20 protein-coding genes are annotated in these 19,987 nt (G+C 49.8%); 3 read left to right on the top strand and 17 right to left on the bottom strand.

From position 1 onward, the window contains the following. Position 1: 1 nt before the first annotated feature. From cysC to frr, 9 genes are all read right to left on the bottom strand, one after another. Positions 2–613, bottom strand: coding sequence for an adenylyl-sulfate kinase (gene cysC, locus H6A28_RS06655; RefSeq protein WP_204479442.1), 612 nt, complete (start codon positions 611–613; stop codon positions 2–4). 28 nt (positions 614–641) lie between these two features. Further along, entirely contained in the window at positions 642–2,183 is a 1,542-nt protein-coding gene (locus H6A28_RS06650) for an SLC13 family permease (RefSeq protein WP_022054054.1), read from the bottom strand. 10 nt (positions 2,184–2,193) lie between these two features. Then, complete coding sequence (cysQ, locus tag H6A28_RS06645) at positions 2,194–3,003, bottom strand: 3'(2'),5'-bisphosphate nucleotidase CysQ (RefSeq protein WP_204475063.1); 810 nt, start codon at positions 3,001–3,003, stop codon at positions 2,194–2,196. A gap of 96 nt (positions 3,004–3,099) precedes the next feature. Next, entirely contained in the window at positions 3,100–4,782 is a 1,683-nt protein-coding gene (locus H6A28_RS06640; RefSeq protein WP_204475062.1) for an amino acid permease, read from the bottom strand. A 52-nt stretch (positions 4,783–4,834) separates the two neighbouring features. Continuing rightward, on the bottom strand, positions 4,835–6,157 hold the full coding sequence (locus H6A28_RS06635; RefSeq protein ID WP_204475061.1) for a TolC family protein: 1,323 nt from the start codon (positions 6,155–6,157) through the stop codon (positions 4,835–4,837). Further along, positions 6,154–9,186, bottom strand: coding sequence for an efflux RND transporter permease subunit (locus H6A28_RS06630; RefSeq protein ID WP_204475059.1), 3,033 nt, complete (start codon positions 9,184–9,186; stop codon positions 6,154–6,156). Before H6A28_RS06630 ends, H6A28_RS06635 begins: the two co-directional genes overlap by 4 nt. 11 nt (positions 9,187–9,197) lie before the next feature. Beyond that, positions 9,198–10,274, bottom strand: a complete 1,077-nt coding sequence (locus H6A28_RS06625) for an efflux RND transporter periplasmic adaptor subunit (RefSeq protein ID WP_204479440.1) — start codon at positions 10,272–10,274, stop codon at positions 9,198–9,200. Between the two features lie 33 nt (positions 10,275–10,307). Further along, positions 10,308–11,243: a ribosome small subunit-dependent GTPase A gene (gene rsgA, locus H6A28_RS06620; RefSeq protein WP_204479439.1), complete on the bottom strand. Its 936-nt coding sequence runs from the start codon at positions 11,241–11,243 to the stop codon at positions 10,308–10,310. Positions 11,244–11,319: 76 nt separating this feature from the next. After that, positions 11,320–11,880, bottom strand: coding sequence for a ribosome recycling factor (frr, locus tag H6A28_RS06615; RefSeq protein ID WP_204475053.1), 561 nt, complete (start codon positions 11,878–11,880; stop codon positions 11,320–11,322). A 172-nt stretch (positions 11,881–12,052) separates the two neighbouring features. Between frr and H6A28_RS06610 the strand changes: the two genes are divergently transcribed. Beyond that, entirely contained in the window at positions 12,053–12,577 is a 525-nt protein-coding gene (locus tag H6A28_RS06610) for a histidine phosphatase family protein (protein ID WP_204479437.1), read from the top strand. A 66-nt stretch (positions 12,578–12,643) separates the two neighbouring features. On the opposite strand, the gene pyrH is transcribed toward H6A28_RS06610, so the two are convergent. The 4 genes from pyrH to H6A28_RS06590 form a co-directional block, all read right to left on the bottom strand. Beyond that, positions 12,644–13,354, bottom strand: coding sequence for a UMP kinase (pyrH, locus tag H6A28_RS06605; RefSeq protein WP_177865661.1), 711 nt, complete (start codon positions 13,352–13,354; stop codon positions 12,644–12,646). 71 nt (positions 13,355–13,425) lie between these two features. Continuing rightward, on the bottom strand, positions 13,426–14,742 hold the full coding sequence (locus H6A28_RS06600; RefSeq protein ID WP_204479435.1) for an MATE family efflux transporter: 1,317 nt from the start codon (positions 14,740–14,742) through the stop codon (positions 13,426–13,428). Further along, positions 14,739–15,476, bottom strand: coding sequence for a biotin--[acetyl-CoA-carboxylase] ligase (locus H6A28_RS06595; RefSeq protein WP_204475047.1), 738 nt, complete (start codon positions 15,474–15,476; stop codon positions 14,739–14,741). The genes H6A28_RS06600 and H6A28_RS06595 overlap by 4 nt, the downstream gene beginning before the upstream one ends. A 17-nt stretch (positions 15,477–15,493) precedes the next feature. Beyond that, the gene (locus tag H6A28_RS06590) at positions 15,494–15,862 is read right to left on the bottom strand and encodes a YraN family protein (RefSeq protein ID WP_204479433.1); all 369 of its coding nucleotides are present in this window, start codon (positions 15,860–15,862) and stop codon (positions 15,494–15,496) included. A gap of 73 nt (positions 15,863–15,935) precedes the next feature. Here H6A28_RS06590 and H6A28_RS06585 point away from each other — a divergent pair, with 73 nt between their 5' ends. Both H6A28_RS06585 and H6A28_RS06580 read left to right on the top strand, forming a co-directional pair. Next, positions 15,936–16,169 (top strand): hypothetical protein, encoded by a 234-nt coding sequence (locus tag H6A28_RS06585; protein ID WP_204475093.1) that lies wholly within the window; start codon positions 15,936–15,938, stop codon positions 16,167–16,169. A gap of 2 nt (positions 16,170–16,171) precedes the next feature. Beyond that, positions 16,172–16,606, top strand: a complete 435-nt coding sequence (locus H6A28_RS06580; protein ID WP_204479431.1) for a nucleoside deaminase — start codon at positions 16,172–16,174, stop codon at positions 16,604–16,606. 6 nt (positions 16,607–16,612) lie between these two features. On the opposite strand, the gene H6A28_RS06575 is transcribed toward H6A28_RS06580, so the two are convergent. The 4 genes from H6A28_RS06575 to H6A28_RS06560 all read right to left on the bottom strand — a co-directional run bounded on the left by H6A28_RS06575 (position 16,613) and on the right by H6A28_RS06560 (position 19,985). After that, entirely contained in the window at positions 16,613–16,891 is a 279-nt protein-coding gene (locus tag H6A28_RS06575; protein ID WP_204479429.1) for a DUF4834 family protein, read from the bottom strand. A gap of 55 nt (positions 16,892–16,946) precedes the next feature. Beyond that, positions 16,947–17,651, bottom strand: a complete 705-nt coding sequence (gene pssA, locus H6A28_RS06570; RefSeq protein ID WP_204475042.1) for a CDP-diacylglycerol--serine O-phosphatidyltransferase — start codon at positions 17,649–17,651, stop codon at positions 16,947–16,949. A 43-nt stretch (positions 17,652–17,694) separates the two neighbouring features. Further along, positions 17,695–18,381, bottom strand: coding sequence for a phosphatidylserine decarboxylase family protein (locus H6A28_RS06565; protein WP_204475091.1), 687 nt, complete (start codon positions 18,379–18,381; stop codon positions 17,695–17,697). A gap of 569 nt (positions 18,382–18,950) precedes the next feature. Beyond that, positions 18,951–19,985 (bottom strand): DUF4831 family protein, encoded by a 1,035-nt coding sequence (locus H6A28_RS06560; RefSeq protein ID WP_204479427.1) that lies wholly within the window; start codon positions 19,983–19,985, stop codon positions 18,951–18,953. Between the last annotated feature and the right edge of the window lie 2 nt (positions 19,986–19,987).

Genomic DNA, 19,987 nt, shown 5'->3' with positions numbered 1-19,987 from the left:
TTTATTTTTTAGTGACTTTGGGAAGAATCAGGTCGAGCAACTGGTCGACGGATTCTTTGAGTGACAGCTTGGAGGTGTCGAGCGAAAGGGCCGGATGGACGGGGGCTTCGAACGGAGCCGAGATACCGGTGAAGTTCTTGATTTCTCCCCGGCGGGCCTTGGCGTACAAGCCTTTCACATCGCGGCGTTCACATTCTTCCAGCGGGGTGCTGACGTAGATTTCCAGAAAATCGTCTTTCCCGATGATCCGGGCGGCCATTTCGCGGATTTCGTTATTGGGACTGATGAAAGCCGCCAGGGTAATGATACCGGTATCGACAAACAGCTTGCCCACTTCGGCAATGCGTCGGATATTCTCTACCCGATCTTCGGCTGAGAAGCCCAGGTTGTTGTTGATGCCGCTGCGGATGTTGTCTCCGTCGAGGATACGGCACAACAATCCACGCTGCTGCAGTTCGCGTTCCAGGGCGATGGCGATGGTACTTTTTCCCGAACCGCTTAATCCGGTGAACCAGATCATAAGTCCGTGCTGGTGAAGGAGCTCTTCCTTGTCTGCACGCCCCAGCATGCGGTCGAATATCGGATAGATATGAGTTGCTTTTGAATCGTTCATATTGTAAGGTTGTCTGTTTAAATCTGTTTTAAAACGGCCATATCAGCGGGATGAGAAAGACCGATATTAGGAATGTGATGATGTTTAGCGGCAGTCCGATGCGGACAAAGTCGGTGAACTTGTAGTTTCCGATACCTTGTACAATCAGGTTGGTCTGATAGCCGATAGGGGTGGAGAAACTGGCCGAGGCTGCCATGCAGATGACCACGAAGAACGGCATGGGATTGATGCCCAGCTGGGTGGACAATGACAAGGCAATGGGGAAAGACAGTGCTGCCGCTGCATTGTTGGTAATCAGCTCCGTAAAGATGTTTGTAATGATGAACAGCACGGCCAGCAATACGTAGGGACTGTAATTATGTCCCAGGTTGATGATGTATCCGGCCAGCAAATCGGCCACCCCGGAATTTTCCATGGCCTTGCTGATGGCAAAAGCGCAGGCAATGGTAATCAGAATATCCCATGAAATATATTTGGTGTATTTCTGCGGAGGGAATATTTTGCTCCATGCCATGATGACCGTAGTGATGGAAACGAAAAAGAACATATCCAGCTTGATGCCTTCTGGAAGGTATTTTTCAATACCCGGCAGTTCGCCCACGGTGGCCCCTACAATCATGAACAGGAGCAGGAAAAGGGTAAACCAGCGCTTCTTTTTGCCGGCAGGTTCGTATTCTTTTCCGTTGGCCAGCATCAGGAAGACGGATGATTCTCCCCATGTCTGGATGAAACTGTCATCGGTCAGCACCACCAGTGTGTCACCCTCCCGGAAACTGACCTCGCTCAGATTCTTATAGGTGCGTCCGCTGCGGCGAAGTTCTTTCACCTCCGCTCCATAATGGCGTTTGAAATCAAATTCGCTGACCGTCTTGTTGATTCCCGGGAACCGGGGGCCGATTACGGCTTCTACCAGGTGCAATGAAGAATCGCCATCTTCTTCGCTGGTGGTTTCCGGACGGTCGGAAGGCAAGAGCTTTTTAGAGAACAGAAGCAGGTAGATGATGCCGGCCAGGGCGATAAAGACTCCCACTTTTCCGAGTTCGAACATGCTGAACCCTTTCAGTCCTGCGTCAAGAATCATGCTGTGGACTACCAGGTTGGTAGAAGTGCCAATCAGGGTGCAGATGCCTCCGAGAATGGTCACATACGAAAGGGGAATCAGGAAATAAGTGGCCGGAAGTTTGACGTAGCCGGCCCACCGTTTGATGATAGGGGCAAAAATGACTACTATCGGGGTATTGTTCAGGAAAGCGGAAATGAAGGCAATGCTGGGCAGCATGCGTATTTGTGCCCGGAAGACCGAAGTGGTCTGCTGTGGCAGCAGTTTTTTGATAAGCTGTGACAAGGCATTGCTCTGACGGACGCCCTCGCTTATCAGAAACAGCATGGCTACGGTAATCATGCCTTTGTTGCTGAAGCCTTCCAGCATTTCTTTAGGGGTAAGGATACCCGTGCAAAGAAAAATCACCACCACCGAGAACAAAATCATTCCCGGTCGCATCTTGTCCATAATCAGTGCGGCCAGCATGGCCACGAGTGAAAGAAGTACGATGATAATCTCAGTAGACATAAATTGGGGGTTATTCTGCAATGAACCAGGGGTTCAGCAGGTCTGTTTTATTATATTGTAGCGGTTCTGTTTTTCCAGCCTGATAGACTTCCTTTCCGGCAGCACGGATAATGGCATGGCCGGCTGCGGTGTCCCATTCCATGGTCGGGGCAAAACGAGGATATACATCGGCGTTGCCTTCTGCGATGAGGCACAGTTTCAGGGAACTTCCTTTGGAGATGGTTTCTACCTGTGCATGCTTCTGCTGCATTTCGTGGATATAGGCTTCCGTTTCAGGAGTCAGGTGTGAACGGGAAGCGACGATGATGAAGCTTTGGTTGATTCGGTTCGCATATGGCAAACGGTGCGCATGAGCTATCAGCGCATCCAAGGAAGTATATTCACCAGTTTCCGTGATGTGGTCTATCTTGTAGGCTCCTAAGGTGGTGTCGGCAAAATAGAGTTCCTGTTTAACAGGGATATAGATGACTCCCGCTTCGGGGCGGCCGTCTTTTACATACGCAATGTTGACCGTAAATTCACCGTTTCGTTTAATGAATTCCTTGGTGCCGTCCAATGGGTCGACAATCCAGAGTTCTTTCCATTGCTGTCGTTCCTCAGGCGCTATTTTGGCCCCTTCTTCACTCAGCAAGGGGTAGGGAGTGGAAGCCAATGCTTTGGCTATGACAGCATGCGATTTGCGGTCGGCAATGGTTAGCGGAGAATTGTCTGCTTTTCTCTCTATTTCAAAATCTGCGTTCGGGTCTGTATACACCGACATAATTTCTGCTCCGGCGGTAAGTGCGGCCTGGATGGCAGTATATAATATATTTTTATCCATGATAGTATAAATCGCTGTAAAATAACAGCTTTTTTAAATATCGTTTATGGTTGATTACTCGTTTTTTTTGTTCCTGCCCTATTTTTATAACTTCTTTTAAGAAACTGCCTCTTTATCAAGTGAATGAGACTTGTCGTGAGGATGTTTCCAAATTCGCCACATGTAGTAAGCGCAATGGGTGAAGGCAAAGACAAAAGAAATAATCAGCAGGGTTTTGTCTTCGTCCCATCCCACGGTTTGCTGGTGCCACAATCCGGTTACTACACTCAGTACTGACAAAATCAATCCCGTAAGGTTTAATACCATATCTCCTTTCCGGTGTTTTTGTCCAGGTTCCAGTTTGCTGTGGTGGATACCATAAGACGCATATACATCCAAACCAATGAGCATCCACAGCACCAGTCGTATCCACGTATCGGCCGGAAGAAAGCTCATCATGCACAGACAGGTGAGGATGCCCATGATGGGTACGAAGGGGACGAACGGGGTTTTGAAAGCCCGGTGTACGTGGGGCATGGTCTTTCGTACAATCAATATGGCGGCACAGACCAGTGTGAAGGCCAGTAAGGTACCGATACTGGTCATTTCGCCGGCAACTTGGGCTGGAATGAAACCGGCCAGCAGGCTGACAACGACCATGAACAAAGCATTGCTGTGGACCGGTGTACGGAAACGGGGGTTGATTTTGGAAAAAAACGGAGGTAACAGTCCGTCGCGGCTCATACTCAGGAAAACGCGGCTTTGTCCGAGCAGGGTAACCATGATGACCGAACAGTAACCAAATAGGATAGCCAGGATGATGGCCTTGTTCAACCATGGATAAACCGGTTGGATGATGCCTTGGGCATCAGGATATCCCATTTTCTCAATGGCTACGGCCACCGGGGCAATACCCACTTGTCCACTGAAATCGGTGTAGTGGGCTACTCCCGTCATGACATGGGCAAAGAGGATATATAAAATGGTACATATTAACAGGGATACCAAAATACCGATAGGCATGTCCCGTTTCGGGTTCTTGGTTTCCTGGGCTGCGGTACTCACCGCATCAAATCCTAAAAAGGCAAAGAAGACGATGGCAGCTCCTCGGAAAATACCCGAAATACCAAATTCTCCCAATTTACCGGTGTTGGCAGGTATGTAAGGTACGTAATTGTCACTTTGGATGAAACGCCAGCCCAGTACCACGAATATTAGAATCACCGCAATCTTCAGGAAGACAATCAGTCCGTTGAAGAACGAACTTCCGGCCGTACCTCGCATTAGAATCAGGCTCATGAGTACCACAATGACCATGGCAGGGATATTGACAATCCCTCCGTCCCACGGACAGGCTGTGAATGCTTGAGGCAGATCAATGCCTATTCCTTGCAGGAAAACGGTCATGTAACGGCTCCAACTGATACTGACCGTGGTGGCAGCTACAGTATATTCCAACACCAAATCCCATCCGATAATCCACGCAATGAGTTCTCCCATGGTAGCGTATGAATACGTGTAGGCACTTCCCGATACAGGAATCATCGACGCAAATTCCGCGTAACAGAGTCCGGCAAAGCAGCAACCAATGGCAGCAATAATGAATGAAAGCGTGATGGCAGGGCCTGTATAAGAAGCGGCTACGGTACCCGTGATGGAAAACAGACCGGCTCCAATAATGACTCCCACTCCGAGAGCCACCAGGCTGACAGGACCTAACACACGTTTCAGTGTGCTGCTTCCCGTTTCTTTGGCTTCTGCTTGCAAAGCCTCAATACTTTTTCGAATAAAAAGCCCCATTTTTGCTGTATTTGTAAATTGTGGGGCAAAGATACAAAAAAATATGAAATATTTATTTCAGGTATTGTGTCACCTTTCCACTAAGTTGCAGCAAAGAGATTTCACACATCTTTGTATCGTATTGAGCAGAGAGAATGCGTTCTTCTGCATCAAGAAGACTTTTTTGGGCTTCACGCATTTCGATTCCGGATAAATCTCCCAGCAGGTAGCGTTCTTTGGCTATCTCGTGGTTCTCTTTGGCCGAAATCAGGTTCTGCCGTTCCAGGTTCAGCAGTCGGATGTTGTTGCGGTAGGCTTGCCACAGGTTGCTCAGGTCGGCCCGGAGTCCTTGCTCCAGCTCGTCGCGGGCCAGCTGGGCGTTGCGGATGGCGAGGCTGGCATTTCGTTTTTCCCGTCGCCGGTTACCGTCAAAAATGTTGAATCCCACGGTGATGCCACCGCTGAATCTCCAGTTGCTTCGCTGGCGAGTGGCATTCACATCGTATTTATTTAAGGTATAGCCGTAGCCTGCATTCAACCGTACATATGGATAGTTGCGTGACAATACTTTTTTATAATCCAATTGGGCCAGCACGGTATTCTGGTCAGCCTGCAGCAAACTGGAGTTGGCTTGAAGAGTGCCGTTCCATAACTCCGTGAAATCCAGGTTTTCGTTGACGTCAATCACCGAGTCTTTTACGCTGATGGGGCGGTCCATATCTTTGGCGGCCATCAGCTCGTTCAGGTTGATGCGCGAGGTATGTACCAGTTCCCTTTGCTTGATATATTGTGCCCGGTCGGCATTGAAGTCCACCGTAGCCTGCTGGTAGTCCAGTCGGGAGAAGTTACCGATGTGGTAGCGTTCTTCCACGATGCGCAGACGTTCCCGTGACAGCGACACGGCATAGCGGAAGTTCTTCAATCGGATTTCCTGTTGGATGTAGTTGTAGTATTCTGCCGTGAGGGTGGCAATGAAATCTTCGATGGCAATCCGGGTGTTGGTGGCTCCTTGTCGTTCGAGTTCTTTCAGCTGCTTGTAAGTGGTGCTGATGTTGAATCCGTCGAAAATCGTCCAGTTCAGGTCGATACCCGCATCCAGAGTCTGGTCGTATACGCCACGGAGCTTGGTAGTTTCTCCTGTCTCACGCGACTGGCTGTTGCTGTTGTCCGCATTGCCGGTATAGCCGGCAGTCAAATCCACCGTAGGCAGGTAGCCCGCATTCCCTAAGGTAGCGTTGTTCTTACTTACCTGCTCTTCGTTGCGGGTGATGCGGAGCGAATAGTTGTTGGCCAATCCTTCTTCCAAGCATTGTTTTAGGGTATAGGTATATTGGGCCTGTGCCGGAAGCCCCAGGCCGAGCCACAAAATTGCAAGATAAAAAGCCCGTATTCTCATTTCTTTTCTTTTTTAGCACGGTTAGTTGATATGTAAGAGTAGATGGCCGGTACGATGTACATGGTCAGGAAGGTAGAAACCAGCATACCGCCCACTACGGCCACTCCCATGGCGATGCGCTGGTTGGCCCCTTCGCCCGAAGCGAAGGCCAGCGGCAGCAAGCCGAGGATGGTAGAGGCACTGGTCATCAGGATAGGACGCAGACGCTGGAGAGCCGCATCGCGAATGGCTAACATCTTGTCTTCGCCTGCCTCCTGTTTCTGATTGGCAAATTCCACAATCAGGATACCGTTCTTGGCCACCAGTCCAATCAGCATGATGATACCAATCTGACTGAAGATATTCATCGTGATGTCGCCGAAGTACATGAATACCAGGGCACCGGCAATGGCCAGTGGCACGGTGAGCATGATGATGAGCGGGTCTTTGAAACTTTCAAACTGGGCCGAAAGAATCAGGTAAATCAAAATTAGAGCTAGGATGAAGGCGAACATTAGGCTGGAGGAACTTTCGCGGTATTCCTTGGAGTCGCCCGACAAGGCGGTGCGGAACGTGTCGTCCAATACCTTGTCGGCAATCTTGTCCATCTCGTCCAGACCGTCGCCGATAGTTTTCCCCTCTGCCAGTCCTGCGGAGATAGTGGCCGAGATGAAACGGTTGTAGTGGTACAGTTTAGGTGGTGCCACGGCTTCTACAAATTCTACCAGGTTGTCCAGCTGGATCATTTCTCCTTTGTCGCTCCGGATATAGATGGATTTGATATTGGCGGGTTGGTTACGTTGCTGACGGTTGATTTGGCCGAGAATCTCGTACTGTTTGCCATTCATGTAAAAATAGCCCATACGTTGTCCGCTCAAGCCATATTGCAAGGTTTCTCCGATGTCGCGCACACTTACTCCCATGGTGCCGGCTTTGTCGCGGTTGATATTGACACGCATTTCCGGACTGCTGAACTTCAGGTCCACATCGGCCATCTGGAAGGTGGGGTTATCGTACACCTGAGCCAGGAATTCCGGCAATACCTCCTGCAACTTCTCAATACTGACCGCCTGAAGCACATATTGTACCGGCATGCTGGCTCTTCGCCCGCCGAAAGAAGACTGCTGCTGCACGAAAGAACGGGCTTTGGTGTGTGTACGGATGGCTTGGGAGATTTTTTCGGCAACTTCCATCTGGGTATAATCACGTTCCTTGATGTCTTTCAAGGTGACCTGGATGTTTCCGCTTCCGCTCGATACACGGGCGGTGACAAAAGCCGCATCCGGTACAATGGAATCCACCAGTGTATTGATTTCTTCCGTATAGTCACGGATGTATTCATAGCTGGCTCCTTCGGCGGCACGGGTTCGGATATTGATTTGCGAGCGGTCTTCCAGCGGTGCCATTTCTGCCGGAATGTGACTCCACAGGTAGCCGATGAGGGCCAGGGTAATCAGAATGAACGGAATGGCGATGATGCGCTTGCGCAGAAAGGCCTGGAGTGAACGGGAGTACAGACGGTTCATGCCTTCAAAAAAAGGTTCTGTTTTCCGGTAAAACCAGTTCTGCTTTTCCCGGCGTTTTAGCAGTTTGGTGGCCAGCATCGGAGTGAAGGTCAAGGCCGAGAATGCTGAAATGAGGACGGAACCGGCCACCACGAAACTGAATTCGCGGAAGAGTCGTCCGCTGGTACCTTCCATAAAGACAATCGGAATGAACACGGCGGCCAGGGTGATGGTGGTGGAGATCACGGCAAAGAAAATTTCCTTAGCCCCTTCGATACCTGCCTCAAACGGTTTCATGCCTCGTTCGATACGGATGTAGATGTTTTCAGTCATCACGATGGCGTCGTCGACCACCAATCCCACTGACAGGACAACAGCCAGCATAGTGAGTACGTTGATGGAGAATCCGGCGATGTACATCACGAAGAAGGCACCGATAAGGGAGACCGGAATCACGATGCACGGAATCAAGGTGACGCGCCAGTCGCGCAGGAAAAGGAAGATGATGATGATAACCAGTACAAAAGCCTCGTACACGGTACTTTCCACTTCTGCAATGGAGGCACGAATGAAGCGGGTGTTGTCGAAGCCATAGGTGTATTGCACGTCGTCGGGCAAATCCTTCTTCATCTGTTCCATGCGTTCATATACGGCATCAGCAATGTCAATGTGGTTGGCGCCCGGCTGTGGGATGACGACGACACCCACCATGGGAACCCCGTTCATCTTCATGTAACTCTTCAGGTCGGCCGGTCCCAGTTCTGCGTAACCAATGTCACTGAAGCGTACCACCTGTCCGTTTTGTTCTTTCAGGATGATGTTATTGAATTCCTTGGCTGTATGCATCTGTCCCATGGTGCGCAGGGTCAATTCCACGGTGTTTCCTTCAATGCTACCGGAAGGCAGTTCCAGGTTTTGGTCGTTGATGGCGTTCTTGACATCCACGGGCGTAATGCCGTAGCCGGCCATCTTGACGGGGTCGAGCCACAGACGCATGGAGTAACGTTTTTCTCCCCAGATGGAGACGCTGCTCACGTCGGGAATGGTTTGCAACTGTTCCTTCACCGTCAGGTCGGCAATTTCACTCAGCTCCAGCAAGGAGCGGGTGTTGCTTTGTATGGCCACCATGAGGATGGGGCTGGCATCGGCGTCGGCTTTGGACACCGTAGGAGGGTCACAGTCGCGAGGTAGGTAGCGTTGGGCACGCGACACCTTGTCGCGCACGTCGTTGGCGGCCGTTTCCAAGTCGACCGACAGCTCAAATTCCACGGTGATGCGGCATTGTCCCTGCTGGCTGGTACTCGACAAGGAGCGGATGCCCGGAATCCCGTTGATGTTCTGTTCCAACGGTTCCGTAATCTGGTTCTCAATCACTTCTGCGTTCGCTCCTGGGTAACTGCAGGTCACGGAAATGATGGGATTGTCCACTGACGGGTATTCGCGTACCCCCAAGGTGGTGTAGCCAATCATTCCGAAAAGCAGGATGATGATGGTGAGCACAGTGGCCAATACAGGCCTTCGTATACTAAGTTCGGAGATGTTCATAAGGCAGAAAGTTAATCGATTTGATCAAGAATTACCGGCATACCAGTGCGCAACTGCAAGGTTCCGGAGGTTAGGATGGTATCTCCGGCCGACAGTCCTTTCAGTATCTGTACTTCTGCTTCTGTGCGGATGCCGATTTCCACATCCACGGGTTCGGCCACTCCCGAACGGTACAGGAATACCTTGTTCTTTCCCATTTCAGGAACGATGGCTTCCGAAGGGATGGCGATGGCATTGTGAATTTCTTTCTGCTTCAGTTCGATGTCCGCATAGCGTCCGGGCAACAGCTCTCCGTTCCGGTTCGGATAGAGGGCGCGGACGGTCAGCGTATGGGTTTCTTCGTTGATGCGTGATTCCGTGGCATAGACCTGAGAATTGAAGGATTCCAGTCGTCCTTCAATCTTGAAGGTCAGGTTCGTACCTTTCTTGATTTCACGGGCATAACGCTCCGGTACGGCAAATTCCACTTTGAGTGGCGTGATTTTCGTCAGCTTGGCAATGACCGTTGTGGGGGAGGCGTAGGCTCCCAGGCTGACCTGCCGCAGTCCGATGATGCCGTCGAACGGGGCCCGGAGTTCCGTCATGGCAATGTTTGCTTTCACATTCTCGATATCTGCATTCAGGGTTGCCAGTTCCGTTTTCACCTGCTCATAAGCTTCCTTGCTGACCGCATCACGCTGCAGCAAGGCATTCTGGCGGAACACACGGTCTTCGGCCAACGGCATTTGGGCTTCCAGTCGTTTCAGCTGGGCCTGCAACTGGCTGTCATTCACTTTGGCCAGTAGTTGTCCTTTGGACACGAAAGAACCTTCCGTAAAATCAATGTTCGTGATTTTGCCGGAAGTTTCAAATGACAAGTCTACTTCCTCATCCGGTATCAGCCTGCCGCTGACAAACAGCTGGTCAGTGAGCAAGTGTGGTTTCAGTATTTTGGCATTTACGTTGAGTGCTTTCGACTTGTCAGTGGGCACTTGCTTTTCAGCGGCTTCCAGTTCTTCATTCTTTCCAGGAGTAAACGTATGAATGGCCAGGGCAACGATGCCTGCTCCTATCAGTACGATAATTCCCCATTTAATTCGTTTGTCCATGTGTGTTTTTCGTAAGGTTTGAGGTTAAATAAGTTAATAAGCCGATCGGTATTTCCCTTCTTCTTTATCTTTCAGTATGTTCAGGTAGGAAGCGTACCGTGACTCGCTGATATAGTGGTTTTCTACCGCTTCGCGTACGGCGCAGCCCGGTTCATGCCGGTGGGTGCAGTTTCCGTATTTGCAGTGTGCGGAGAATTCGAATATTTCCTTGAAGTAGTGTCCCACTTCCTCGTCTTTCATGTCAAAGGTACCGAATCCCTTGATACCCGGGGTGTCGATGATGTATCCGTCGCCTTCCACGGGAAACATTTCGGAAAAAGTGGTGGTGTGCATGCCTTTGTTGTGTGCCGTGGATATTTCGCCCGTCTTGACATTCTGTTCGGGGAGGATGGCATTGATGAGGGTGGATTTTCCTACACCGGAATGTCCGGAGAACAAAGTAACTTTTCCTTGCAGGGCTTGTTTGATTTCCTCTATGCCGGTACCTTCCAGCGCAGAAATCCGGTAGCAAGGGTATCCGATATGGGTGTACAGGTGAATCAGTCCCTCCAGGTAATGCAATTCCTCTTCCGTATACCGATCTACTTTGTTGAAAACCAGGCAGACCGGCACGCGATAGGCTTCAGCGGAGGCCAGGAAACGGTCGATGAAGATGGTGGAAGTTTCCGGATAGTTCACTGTGACCACCAGCATGCACTGGTCCAGATTGGCCGCAATGATGTGCGATTGTTTGGAAAGATTCGAAGAACGGCGGATGATGTAGTTTTTCCGGTCTTCTATTTCGGTAATGAATGCGGTACCTTCCGCATTGGCATTGATTTGTACCCGGTCGCCTACGGCGATAGGGTTTGTGCTGCGTATTCCTTTCAGGCGGAAATTTCCTTTTATCTTACATTCAATCAGCTTTCCCTCGTCGGTTTTGACCAGATACCAGCTTCCTGTATTTTTAATGACCAGACCTTTTTCCAATAGATGTAAATTTAAAAAAAGAGGAGGGAAGAAATCCTGACGGTTCCCTCTCTCCTCTTATGGGGGTGAATAAAATTTATACTGTCATGATTTCTTTATCCTTGGCAGCCAGCATGTCGTCAATCTGCTTGATGTACTTGTCGTGTACTTTCTGCAACTTGGCTTCCGAGTTCTTCTGCTCATCTTCCGGCATACCGTCTTTTACGGCTTTCTTCAAGGCATCGATGGCGTCGCGGCGTGCGTTGCGGATGCTTACCTTGGCCGTTTCTCCTTCGCCTTTGCACTGCTTGCTCAGTTGTTTACGGCGTTCCTCGGTCAACGGCGGGATGCCCAGGCGGATGATTTCACCGTTGTTTTCTGGCATGATACCCAGTTCAGAGTCGATAATCGCCTTTTCAATGATGCGGAACATGCTCTTGTCCCACGGTTTGATGGCAATGCTGCGTGCGTCGGGAGTAGTCACTGCGGCTACGTTATTGATGGGCACCATGCTTCCGTAAGAGTCTACGCGGATACCGTCCAGTAGACGTACGTCGGCTTTTCCGGCACGGATGTGAGCCAGCGCGTCTTCCAAGTACATGATTGCCATATCCATTTTCTCTTCAGCTTCGCTGATAATAGTTTTAGAATCTGCCATATATTTCTTGCATTTATAGGTTTTATATTCTCTGATAAGTATTTATGTGAACAAAAATAAGCTATTTTTTATTCTCTTGCAATACTTCGGAACATAACTTTGTGCCTGTCTGGCTCGAAACTTGTCGGAAACTTCTTATCTTTGTTTGTCAACTTAAAAATCAGTACGGTTTATGATTACACTTTATTTGGCCCGTCACGGACAGACGGTGGAAAATTTGAGTCGGATTTTTCAGGGGCATTTACCAGGTACCTTGACGGAAGAAGGCAAGCGGCAGGCGGTGGAATTAGGACAGGCTCTGCGCGAGATTCCGCTGGATGCGGTGGTGAGCAGTGACTTGCAGCGGGTGGTGGATACAGTACAGCTGGCTGTGGGCGACCGACATCTGCCGTGGCAGCGGACTGCTTTGTTGCGGGAAATTGACTGGGGGCCTTGGACCGGACTGACGGTGGGCAGCGTGGATTTGAGTCATCCGCCTGCCGGAGTGGAGACTCCTCAAATGTTGTATGACCGTGCTGGAACTTTTTTGGAGTATCTGTGGCAGCATTATGACGGAAAGCGGGTATTGGTCGTGGCGCACGGGCAAATCAACCGCAGCCTGGAAGCTCGGATAAAAGGGGTGGCATTGGCCGATCTTCGTACGGTTCCCTTGATGAAAAATGCCGAATTCCACCGATATGAACTGACACGTGAATAAATAAAAACGGCAAGGAACAGTGGTTCGCTATTCCTTGCCGTTTGTTTATTTAAAAGGATTGGATAATCAATTGTGTACCAATGTACCGATGTTTTCGCCCGACATCACTTTCTTCAGGTTACCTACGGTATCCATGTCGAATACAATAATCGGCAGGTTGTTTTCCTTGCACATGCAGGTAGCGGTCAGGTCCATAACCTTCAGTCCACGTGACAATACTTCATCGTATGTAATGTCGTCGAACTTCGTAGCCGTCGGGTCTTTTTCCGGGTCGGCGGTATAGATACCGTCCACGCGGGTGCCTTTCAGCATGACATCGGCTTCAATTTCAATACCTCGCAGTGAAGAACCGGTGTCGGTGGTAAAGAACGGATTGCCTGTACCGGCCGACATGATGACTACTTCTCCGTTTTCCATGGCTTCAATGGCTTTCCATTTGGTATAGAATTCACCGATAGGTTCCATGCGGATGGCGGTCAGTACGCGTGCCTTCACGCCGGCAGCCACTAAGGCAGAGCTCAGCCCCAAGCTGTTGATAACCGTAGCCAGCATACCCATCTGGTCGCCTTTCACACGGTCGAAGCCTTTTCCGGCTCCCGATAATCCGCGGAAAATGTTACCTCCACCAATGACGATGCCAATCTGTACCCCCATGTCATGGATTTCCTTAATCTGCTGTGCATATTCGCCCAGGCGCTTTTCGTCAATACCGTATTTTTTTTCTCCCATCAAGCTTTCGCCGCTGAGTTTTAACAGGATGCGTTTGAATTTTGCCATAATCGTAGTTGTTTTATTAGTTGGTAGCAAAGTTAGTAATAATTTCGGATATCCCCGCCTTGTGATGAAAACTATGACAGAGGATGTAAGCCTGTAAGCTGTTTTCGATAAAGGATGATTCCTTGCACGATACCCCGCAGCGCCAGGTACACGATGAAAGCCATCCAAAGAGCATGGTTTCCCAGCGTGTGGTGCAGGCCGTAGTAAAGGAGGAAGAAACTGGCAGAGGCAACCAGCATGGCAATCAGCATGAGGCGGGTAGCTGTGGATCCAATGCAGACTCCGTCAAGCAAAAAGGCGGAGAACCCGGCCAGTGGGATGGCCAGCACCCAGTAAATGTATTCTTCAGACGCAGCTATGACAGAGGCATCATCCGTCAACAGGCCGAGAAATCCTTTTCCTCCCAGTCCGTAGAGCAGGGTAAACAGCAGGGAAAGGGAAATACCCCATTTGAAAAGATGTTTTACGGTTTGTGTCAGGGCCTTGTGGTTCCGGGCTCCGATGTATTTTCCGGTGAGTGCTTCTCCTGCGTAGGCAAATCCGTCCATGAAGTAGGAAAAGAGGGTGAACAGTTGCATGAGCAAGGCGTTCACTGCCAATACTACGTCACCGTATGCGGCTCCTGTAGAGGTGAAAAAGACGGTCACGGCAATCAGGCAGAGGGTCCGGAAGAAGATATCCCGGTTCACCTGGAAGAATCGTTTCATTTCGGTTCGGTCGAACAAGCCTTTCTGGTGCAAGTATTTCCGTAGCGGGCGATAGTAGACAAGCCAGAGCAGACAGGCCATGCCCAGTCCCGCATATTGTGCCACGAGGGTACCGAGGGCCACACCTTCCACTTTCATGCCGAGGGAGAAGACGAAAAACAAGCTGGCGGCAATGTTGACAATGTTTTGGATAATGGCGATGAACATCGGAAAGCGGGAGTTCTGCATGCCGATGTACCAGCCGTTGAACCCGTAGAGTCCTAAGGTGGCCGGAGCTCCCCAGATGCAGATATGGAAGTACAGTGTGGCCAGCTTCTGCACCTCTTCACTCGTATCGATGAAGGTAAAAGCTAAGCTGCGGATGGGAAATTGCAAGATTAGCAGGGCAAGGGCCAGCAGCAGACTGATGCTCAGCGAGCGGAGCAGGATGCGGGTAGATTCCTGTAAGTCGTGCCGGCCGTAGGCTTGGGCGGTGAGTCCTCCTGTGCCCATACGGAGAAAACCGAAGAGCCAGTAAATCATATTGAACAGCATACCTCCCACGGCGATGGCCCCGATGTAGGAAGCCGCTCCCAAATGGCCTACAATGGTGACGTCAATCAGTCCCAGCAGCGGGACGGTGATGTTCGACACGATGGAGGGCAGGGCGATGTGCAGAATTTGTCTGTCGGTCGTCTTCATAAGATGTACTCCACTTCCTTGAATAAATAGCCTCTTATGTTTCCCTGTGCATCCTCCAGTATCAGGCGTCCGCTGGGTTCGATGTCCACGATACGGGCCTGGAACTGTCCGTCTTTGTCCTGGAACGGGTGCAAGCCTCCTTTGCGATAGAGGGCTTCCTTGTAACGCGTTTCCAGCATGTCAGTCTGTCCTTCCTTCAGCCGTTGGTAATAGTCGGCGACCTTGTCCATGATTTGCTCTAAAATCTCACGGACATCGTACCGGTTGCCCGTAATCTGACACAGGGAGACCGGATTGGGGGCATCGCTGTAAAAACGTTCCTGATTCAGGTTGACCCCGGTTCCAGAGATGGAACGGCTGATGTGGATACCGGTCAGGTCGTTTTCAATCAGGGTGCCGCAAATCTTTTTGTCTTTCCAGTAGATGTCGTTGGGCCATTTGATGGAGATACCTTCCGTATAGCTCGACAGTACGTCGTACAAGGCCAGTGCTGTGACCTGTGACAGATAGAACTGGCGGTGTGCCTCCAGAAAGTCCGGATACAGCACAAAGCTGAAAAGCAGGTTCTTGCCTGCTTCCGATTCCCAGCTGTTGCCCCGCTGTCCGCGGCCGGCCGACTGAAAAGAAGAATATACACTGGTGAGTTCCGGACACGTCTGCGCGTTGCAAAGGTCCGACAAATAAGAGTTGGTAGAAGTGGTTTCTGCCAATACAATAGGTTCAGGGTATTTCATGATTTTCTATGCATTAATTAATTCCACACAGGCGGAAAGAAAGCATCCTCGATGTGTTCTATCCGGAAAGGAGGCTGTATCCCCACTACGGTAATGAGGTCGAAGCGGACTGGAAGGTCAATGGCGAATTTCCGGACATACGCATCGGTAGAAGCCACAATGTTCCGTATTTTCCGGTTGTCCACCGCTTCTTCCGGCTGTCCGAAGCGGTCGTCCCTTCTGGTTTTCACTTCCACGATGACCAGGGTACTGTCTTTTTGCGCCACGATGTCCAGATCGCGGTGCCCGGAGTGCCAATTTCGGTGCCTGATTTCATACCCTTTTTGGGTCAGGTAGTCTACCGCAGCGTCTTCACCTTCTTTTCCCAGGTCATTATGTAGTGCCATTTTCTGCTTTTTTGCAAAAATACGCATTTTTATGCTTCAATTTTAACGGAATACGCTAATTTTGCAGTACAATATGGTAAATACCGGAAAAAAAAGGAAGAAAGTACCAGTCAGCAATCCTCCCCGCCGTCAGCGGATGGTTTGCCTGATGAGCGAAGAAGAGGTGCGGATTGTGGACCGTTATCTGGAAAAGTATCAGATAACCAACAAGGCACGCTGGCTTCGCGAGACGGTTTTGTCTTTTATCCATCAGAACATGGAAGACGATTATCCCACGCTTTTCAAGGAACATGATATGCGCAGATAACCATGGCAGACGATTCTTTTTACATGAAACAAGCGCTGGCTGAGGCTGCACGGGCCGCAGACCGAGGCGAGGTACCCGTGGGGGCCGTAGTGGTCTGCCGGGACCGCATCATTGCGCGTGCGCATAACCTGACCGAGACGTTGCACGATGTGACGGCGCATGCGGAGATGCAGGCGGTGACGGCGGCGGCTAATGCATTGGGGGCGAAATACTTGAACGACTGTACCCTGTATGTGACGGTGGAACCCTGTGTGATGTGCGCTGGGGCGATTGCCTGGGCGCAGGTAGGGCGTCTCGTATTCGGGGCAGAAGACGAGAAAAGAGGGTATCAGCGGTATGCGCCGCAAGCCTTGCACCCTAAGACGGTGGTCGTAAAAGGGCTGTTGTCTGACGAGTGCGCCGGATTGATGAAAGACTTCTTCCGAAAGAGAAGATGAAAAGTGTTATTTGATTTCTTCAAAATCCACGTATTCCCCTTCTTCTTTGTCGAAAATCTTTTTCCGTCGGCGTACGGAGGTGTTTCCTTCGTTGGAGGAAGAGTCGAAGCTATCTTCCTGTGGCTGACTGGAACCGGAGGAATAAGTGGTCCGTTGGGCAGAGCCGTTGCGTTGCATACGGCGTTTGAATCCGAATATCATGCCGACGACCTTCGAGAGAATAGCCAGTCCAATGAGCAGGATGACCAGAATAATGAGAAATAAAATACCTAAAATATGGAACATTGTCTTTTGTTTTTAGTTTGAAATGAACAAAAAATGTGCCACACCGTTTCCCCTCTTATTTCTTATATGTCAGTAAGGACAAAATAATATACCATACGATGACTGCCGCAAATCCGCTCAACTGGAAGATAATCAGCAGCGGGATACTGACAATCAGGAAGATATAGCTTATCTTGTTGTGCCCCCATGACAAATCCTTAAATTTCAGGGAGAACATGGGCAGTTCGGCTACCAGCAGCAATGACATGACAAGGACCAGAATAAACAGGTATAGGGCATTGAAGCTGTCAGAAACCAGAAAGTCGTGTGCTCCTACAGTGAGTGAGCCCCAGAACAAGGCATTGGCCGGAGTCGGCATGCCGATGAATGAGCTGGTCTGGCGTTCGTCCAGGTTGAACTTGGCCAGTCGCAGGGCAGAGAAGACGGAAATCAGAAAAGCCGTATAGGGCATGATGTCCGATAAGGGAAGGAGAAAATCCGGATAATGTACTTCCTTGAACAGGGAGAAGGCAATGGCTGCCGGGGCCAGTCCAAAAGTCACATCGTCGGCCAGCGAGTCCAGTTCTTTCCCAATGGGGGACGACACATGCAGCAGACGGGCTGTCATTCCGTCGAAGAAATCGAACACCGCTCCCAGCACGATGAAAAGCAGTGCCCATTCATATTTGCTATGGAAAGCCATGTAGCAGGCTATACACCCACAGAACAGATTACAGCTGGTAATCGTATTGGGAATATTCCGGATAATCGCGTGAGCCATGATATTATATATAAATAAGGTATAAAGATGTCGTTTTTCAGGGTTAAGGCAGACGGGCAATCACTGTTTCGTTGCCGGTTGTTTTCTGTCCCATCGTGACACATACCTCTGTGCCCAGTGGCAGATACACATCCACCCGCGACCCGAACTTGATGAATCCCATGTGTTCGTCAATGTAACAGTCTTCTCCCGGCACTGCATAAGTGACAATGCGTCGGGCTACGGCTCCTGCAATCTGACGGGCCATCACCGTATGGCCTTCCGGTGTGTCAATGACAACCATAGAACGCTCGTTTTCTGTGCTGGCTTTCGGCAACCAGGCTTTCATGAAGCGTCCGTTATGGTGGTCTACATGTTTCACCACCCCGTCTACCGGATACCAGTTGGCATGTACGTTTGTAATCCCCATAAAGATAGAAATCATCAGTCGACGGTCATGGAAATATTCATGTTCGTCCACTTCTTCAATGACTACCACATGTCCGTCGGCCGGTGCCACGACTGTTTTTTCTGTATCCCCTTTAAACAAGCGTATCGGGCAGCGGAAAAAGTTGACCATCAGTCCGTAGACGATGATGCTTACAAGTGCTACCAGATAGAATGGGATTTTGCATTCTATTCCCCAGTATAAGGCAATATTTATAAGGAGTAACAGGATTGCACCGGTAATCAGTATGTGGGTACCTTCGTGATGAAGTCGGATTTTTTTTAGTTTCTTTATCTTGTTCATTCGGGTCATAACAAAGTTACATGTATTTATCGTGCGAAGATAGGGCTATTTTAAGAACTCTGCAAATAATGGCAACAGAAAAACGGCTTAGAACGAAGATTTCCTCTATGTAAGGTGGAAAAACTGGCAATTTTTGTAGCTTTTTGCTACTTTGTGAAAATGAGGAAAGTCCCACATCAAATATTCTCTCCATACGGTTCCTTAAATTTGTTTTTCCCTTGCATCTTCTTCTGAATCTTCTTTCATATTCTCTGTTTCACAGTGCGGGATTTGTGTCCCACAGTGTGAAATATATATCCCACACTGTGGTTTTTGTATTCCACAGTGTGGTACAGAGAATTCTTTTTGGTGTTTGAAGGAAAATGCCCTGAGTAAGAAAGGTTTGCGAGGGAACGCCGGAACAAATCCTCTTTATGTGGGAAATGCGGGTATTCGTGTAAAGACTTCGTCTTGTCCACAGCTTGGTATGCTACTTTACGGTTATAAGAGGATTGGGCCACAAAAAAATCCCGTTCTCCGGTATTGCACACAGAGAACGGGATTCCTAATCTTTATAAATTCTGATAGAATCAGTCCTTGTCAATTTTTACGATTCCACCCGTAGTGGGGTTGAAAATGACACGGGTATTGACTTTCTTGTCAAACAGGCCGTCTACCAGCACTTCGGTATAGCCGAATTGGGTAAACGACATCTCGTCATCGAAAAGCTTCTTGCCCTGATAGGTGACGGTGACTTTTCCTTTGCCCGGTACGTTGTAGATGATACCGTCTTTTTTCTTCTTCTTGCCGTCTTCCGATACGGGCAGGTTTGAGGTGTTGCGTACGGACACGTAAATCGGGTCTCCGGCGAGGTTATTGGTGGGGAGCACTCCCAATTGGGTGGAGAAGCGTGCGGCGATTTGTTCCTTCACGTTATCTCCTGGTTCTACCAGAATGGTGAAAACCTTGTCTGTACGGTCGGTAATGCCGGTAAAGGCTTGCATCAGTGCTTTCTCTTGCTTGTTAAGCTGGTCGATGACCAATTGCAGGGAAGCCCCGTCTTTAGGCATGGTGTCCGCTTGTCCGCGCAGGATAAGATTCTTGCTGTCGCGGATGTTATAGATTTCCCGAGCGGTCAGTTCGGCCATTTTGGCACTGGAACCCGCCATGAGAATGTCTTCGGTCATATATTTGCTGGCATTTTCGTGGGGCTGGGGCGTTTCCAGTTTGTAGTCGGGAAGCGATTCTTGCTCCGTGGAGGTCGTGTTGATGGCTTTCACGATTCCGTTGTCTGTCAGCTGTATGTTAGAAGCCACGCTTTTGTCTTTCAGCTTCATGATGTAAGCCTTGGTGGAGTCGGGTACTCCTGCCAGTCGTACGTGGATGTCTTTGATTTCCCAGTGGGTTTCAGGTTTCGTACTGATATCATTCAGCCGCAGATACCGGCTGGCATAGAGGTAAAAGTCACCCGGTTGATAATCCACCTTGGTGGCGACGATGTCGATGGCTACTTTGGTCTTCGGCAGGAAGTAGACAATGCCTTCACCTTCCTGTGGCACGTAGCTTTCCTGGGAATAGGCGCTCAGAGAGGCCAGCAATCCCAATGCGATGATTCCTCTTTTCATAT

This window comes from Bacteroides mediterraneensis (genome assembly GCF_016900355.1).
Classification (GTDB): Bacteria; Bacteroidota; Bacteroidia; order Bacteroidales; family Bacteroidaceae; genus Phocaeicola.
This window is presented reverse-complemented; position numbering and strand designations above follow the sequence as displayed.

What these genes read in the sequence shown, in the direction of transcription:
- cysC (WP_204479442.1), bottom strand. Translation starts at nt 613, where the DNA reads ATGAACGATTCAAAAGCAACTCATATCTATCCGATATTCGACCGCATG.
- H6A28_RS06650 (WP_022054054.1), bottom strand. Translation starts at nt 2,183, where the DNA reads ATGTCTACTGAGATTATCATCGTACTTCTTTCACTCGTGGCCATGCTG.
- cysQ (WP_204475063.1), bottom strand. Translation starts at nt 3,003, where the DNA reads ATGGATAAAAATATATTATATACTGCCATCCAGGCCGCACTTACCGCC.
- H6A28_RS06640 (WP_204475062.1), bottom strand. Translation starts at nt 4,782, where the DNA reads ATGGGGCTTTTTATTCGAAAAAGTATTGAGGCTTTGCAAGCAGAAGCC.
- H6A28_RS06635 (WP_204475061.1), bottom strand. Translation starts at nt 6,157, where the DNA reads ATGAGAATACGGGCTTTTTATCTTGCAATTTTGTGGCTCGGCCTGGGG.
- H6A28_RS06630 (WP_204475059.1), bottom strand. Translation starts at nt 9,186, where the DNA reads ATGAACATCTCCGAACTTAGTATACGAAGGCCTGTATTGGCCACTGTG.
- H6A28_RS06625 (WP_204479440.1), bottom strand. Translation starts at nt 10,274, where the DNA reads ATGGACAAACGAATTAAATGGGGAATTATCGTACTGATAGGAGCAGGC.
- frr (WP_204475053.1), bottom strand. Translation starts at nt 11,880, where the DNA reads ATGGCAGATTCTAAAACTATTATCAGCGAAGCTGAAGAGAAAATGGAT.
- H6A28_RS06610 (WP_204479437.1), top strand. Translation starts at nt 12,053, where the DNA reads ATGATTACACTTTATTTGGCCCGTCACGGACAGACGGTGGAAAATTTG.
- pyrH (WP_177865661.1), bottom strand. Translation starts at nt 13,354, where the DNA reads ATGGCAAAATTCAAACGCATCCTGTTAAAACTCAGCGGCGAAAGCTTG.
- H6A28_RS06600 (WP_204479435.1), bottom strand. Translation starts at nt 14,742, where the DNA reads ATGAAGACGACCGACAGACAAATTCTGCACATCGCCCTGCCCTCCATC.
- H6A28_RS06595 (WP_204475047.1), bottom strand. Translation starts at nt 15,476, where the DNA reads ATGAAATACCCTGAACCTATTGTATTGGCAGAAACCACTTCTACCAAC.
- H6A28_RS06590 (WP_204479433.1), bottom strand. Translation starts at nt 15,862, where the DNA reads ATGGCACTACATAATGACCTGGGAAAAGAAGGTGAAGACGCTGCGGTA.
- H6A28_RS06585 (WP_204475093.1), top strand. Translation starts at nt 15,936, where the DNA reads ATGGTAAATACCGGAAAAAAAAGGAAGAAAGTACCAGTCAGCAATCCT.
- H6A28_RS06580 (WP_204479431.1), top strand. Translation starts at nt 16,172, where the DNA reads ATGGCAGACGATTCTTTTTACATGAAACAAGCGCTGGCTGAGGCTGCA.
- H6A28_RS06575 (WP_204479429.1), bottom strand. Translation starts at nt 16,891, where the DNA reads ATGTTCCATATTTTAGGTATTTTATTTCTCATTATTCTGGTCATCCTG.
- pssA (WP_204475042.1), bottom strand. Translation starts at nt 17,651, where the DNA reads ATGGCTCACGCGATTATCCGGAATATTCCCAATACGATTACCAGCTGT.
- H6A28_RS06565 (WP_204475091.1), bottom strand. Translation starts at nt 18,381, where the DNA reads ATGAACAAGATAAAGAAACTAAAAAAAATCCGACTTCATCACGAAGGT.
- H6A28_RS06560 (WP_204479427.1), bottom strand. Translation starts at nt 19,985, where the DNA reads ATGAAAAGAGGAATCATCGCATTGGGATTGCTGGCCTCTCTGAGCGCC.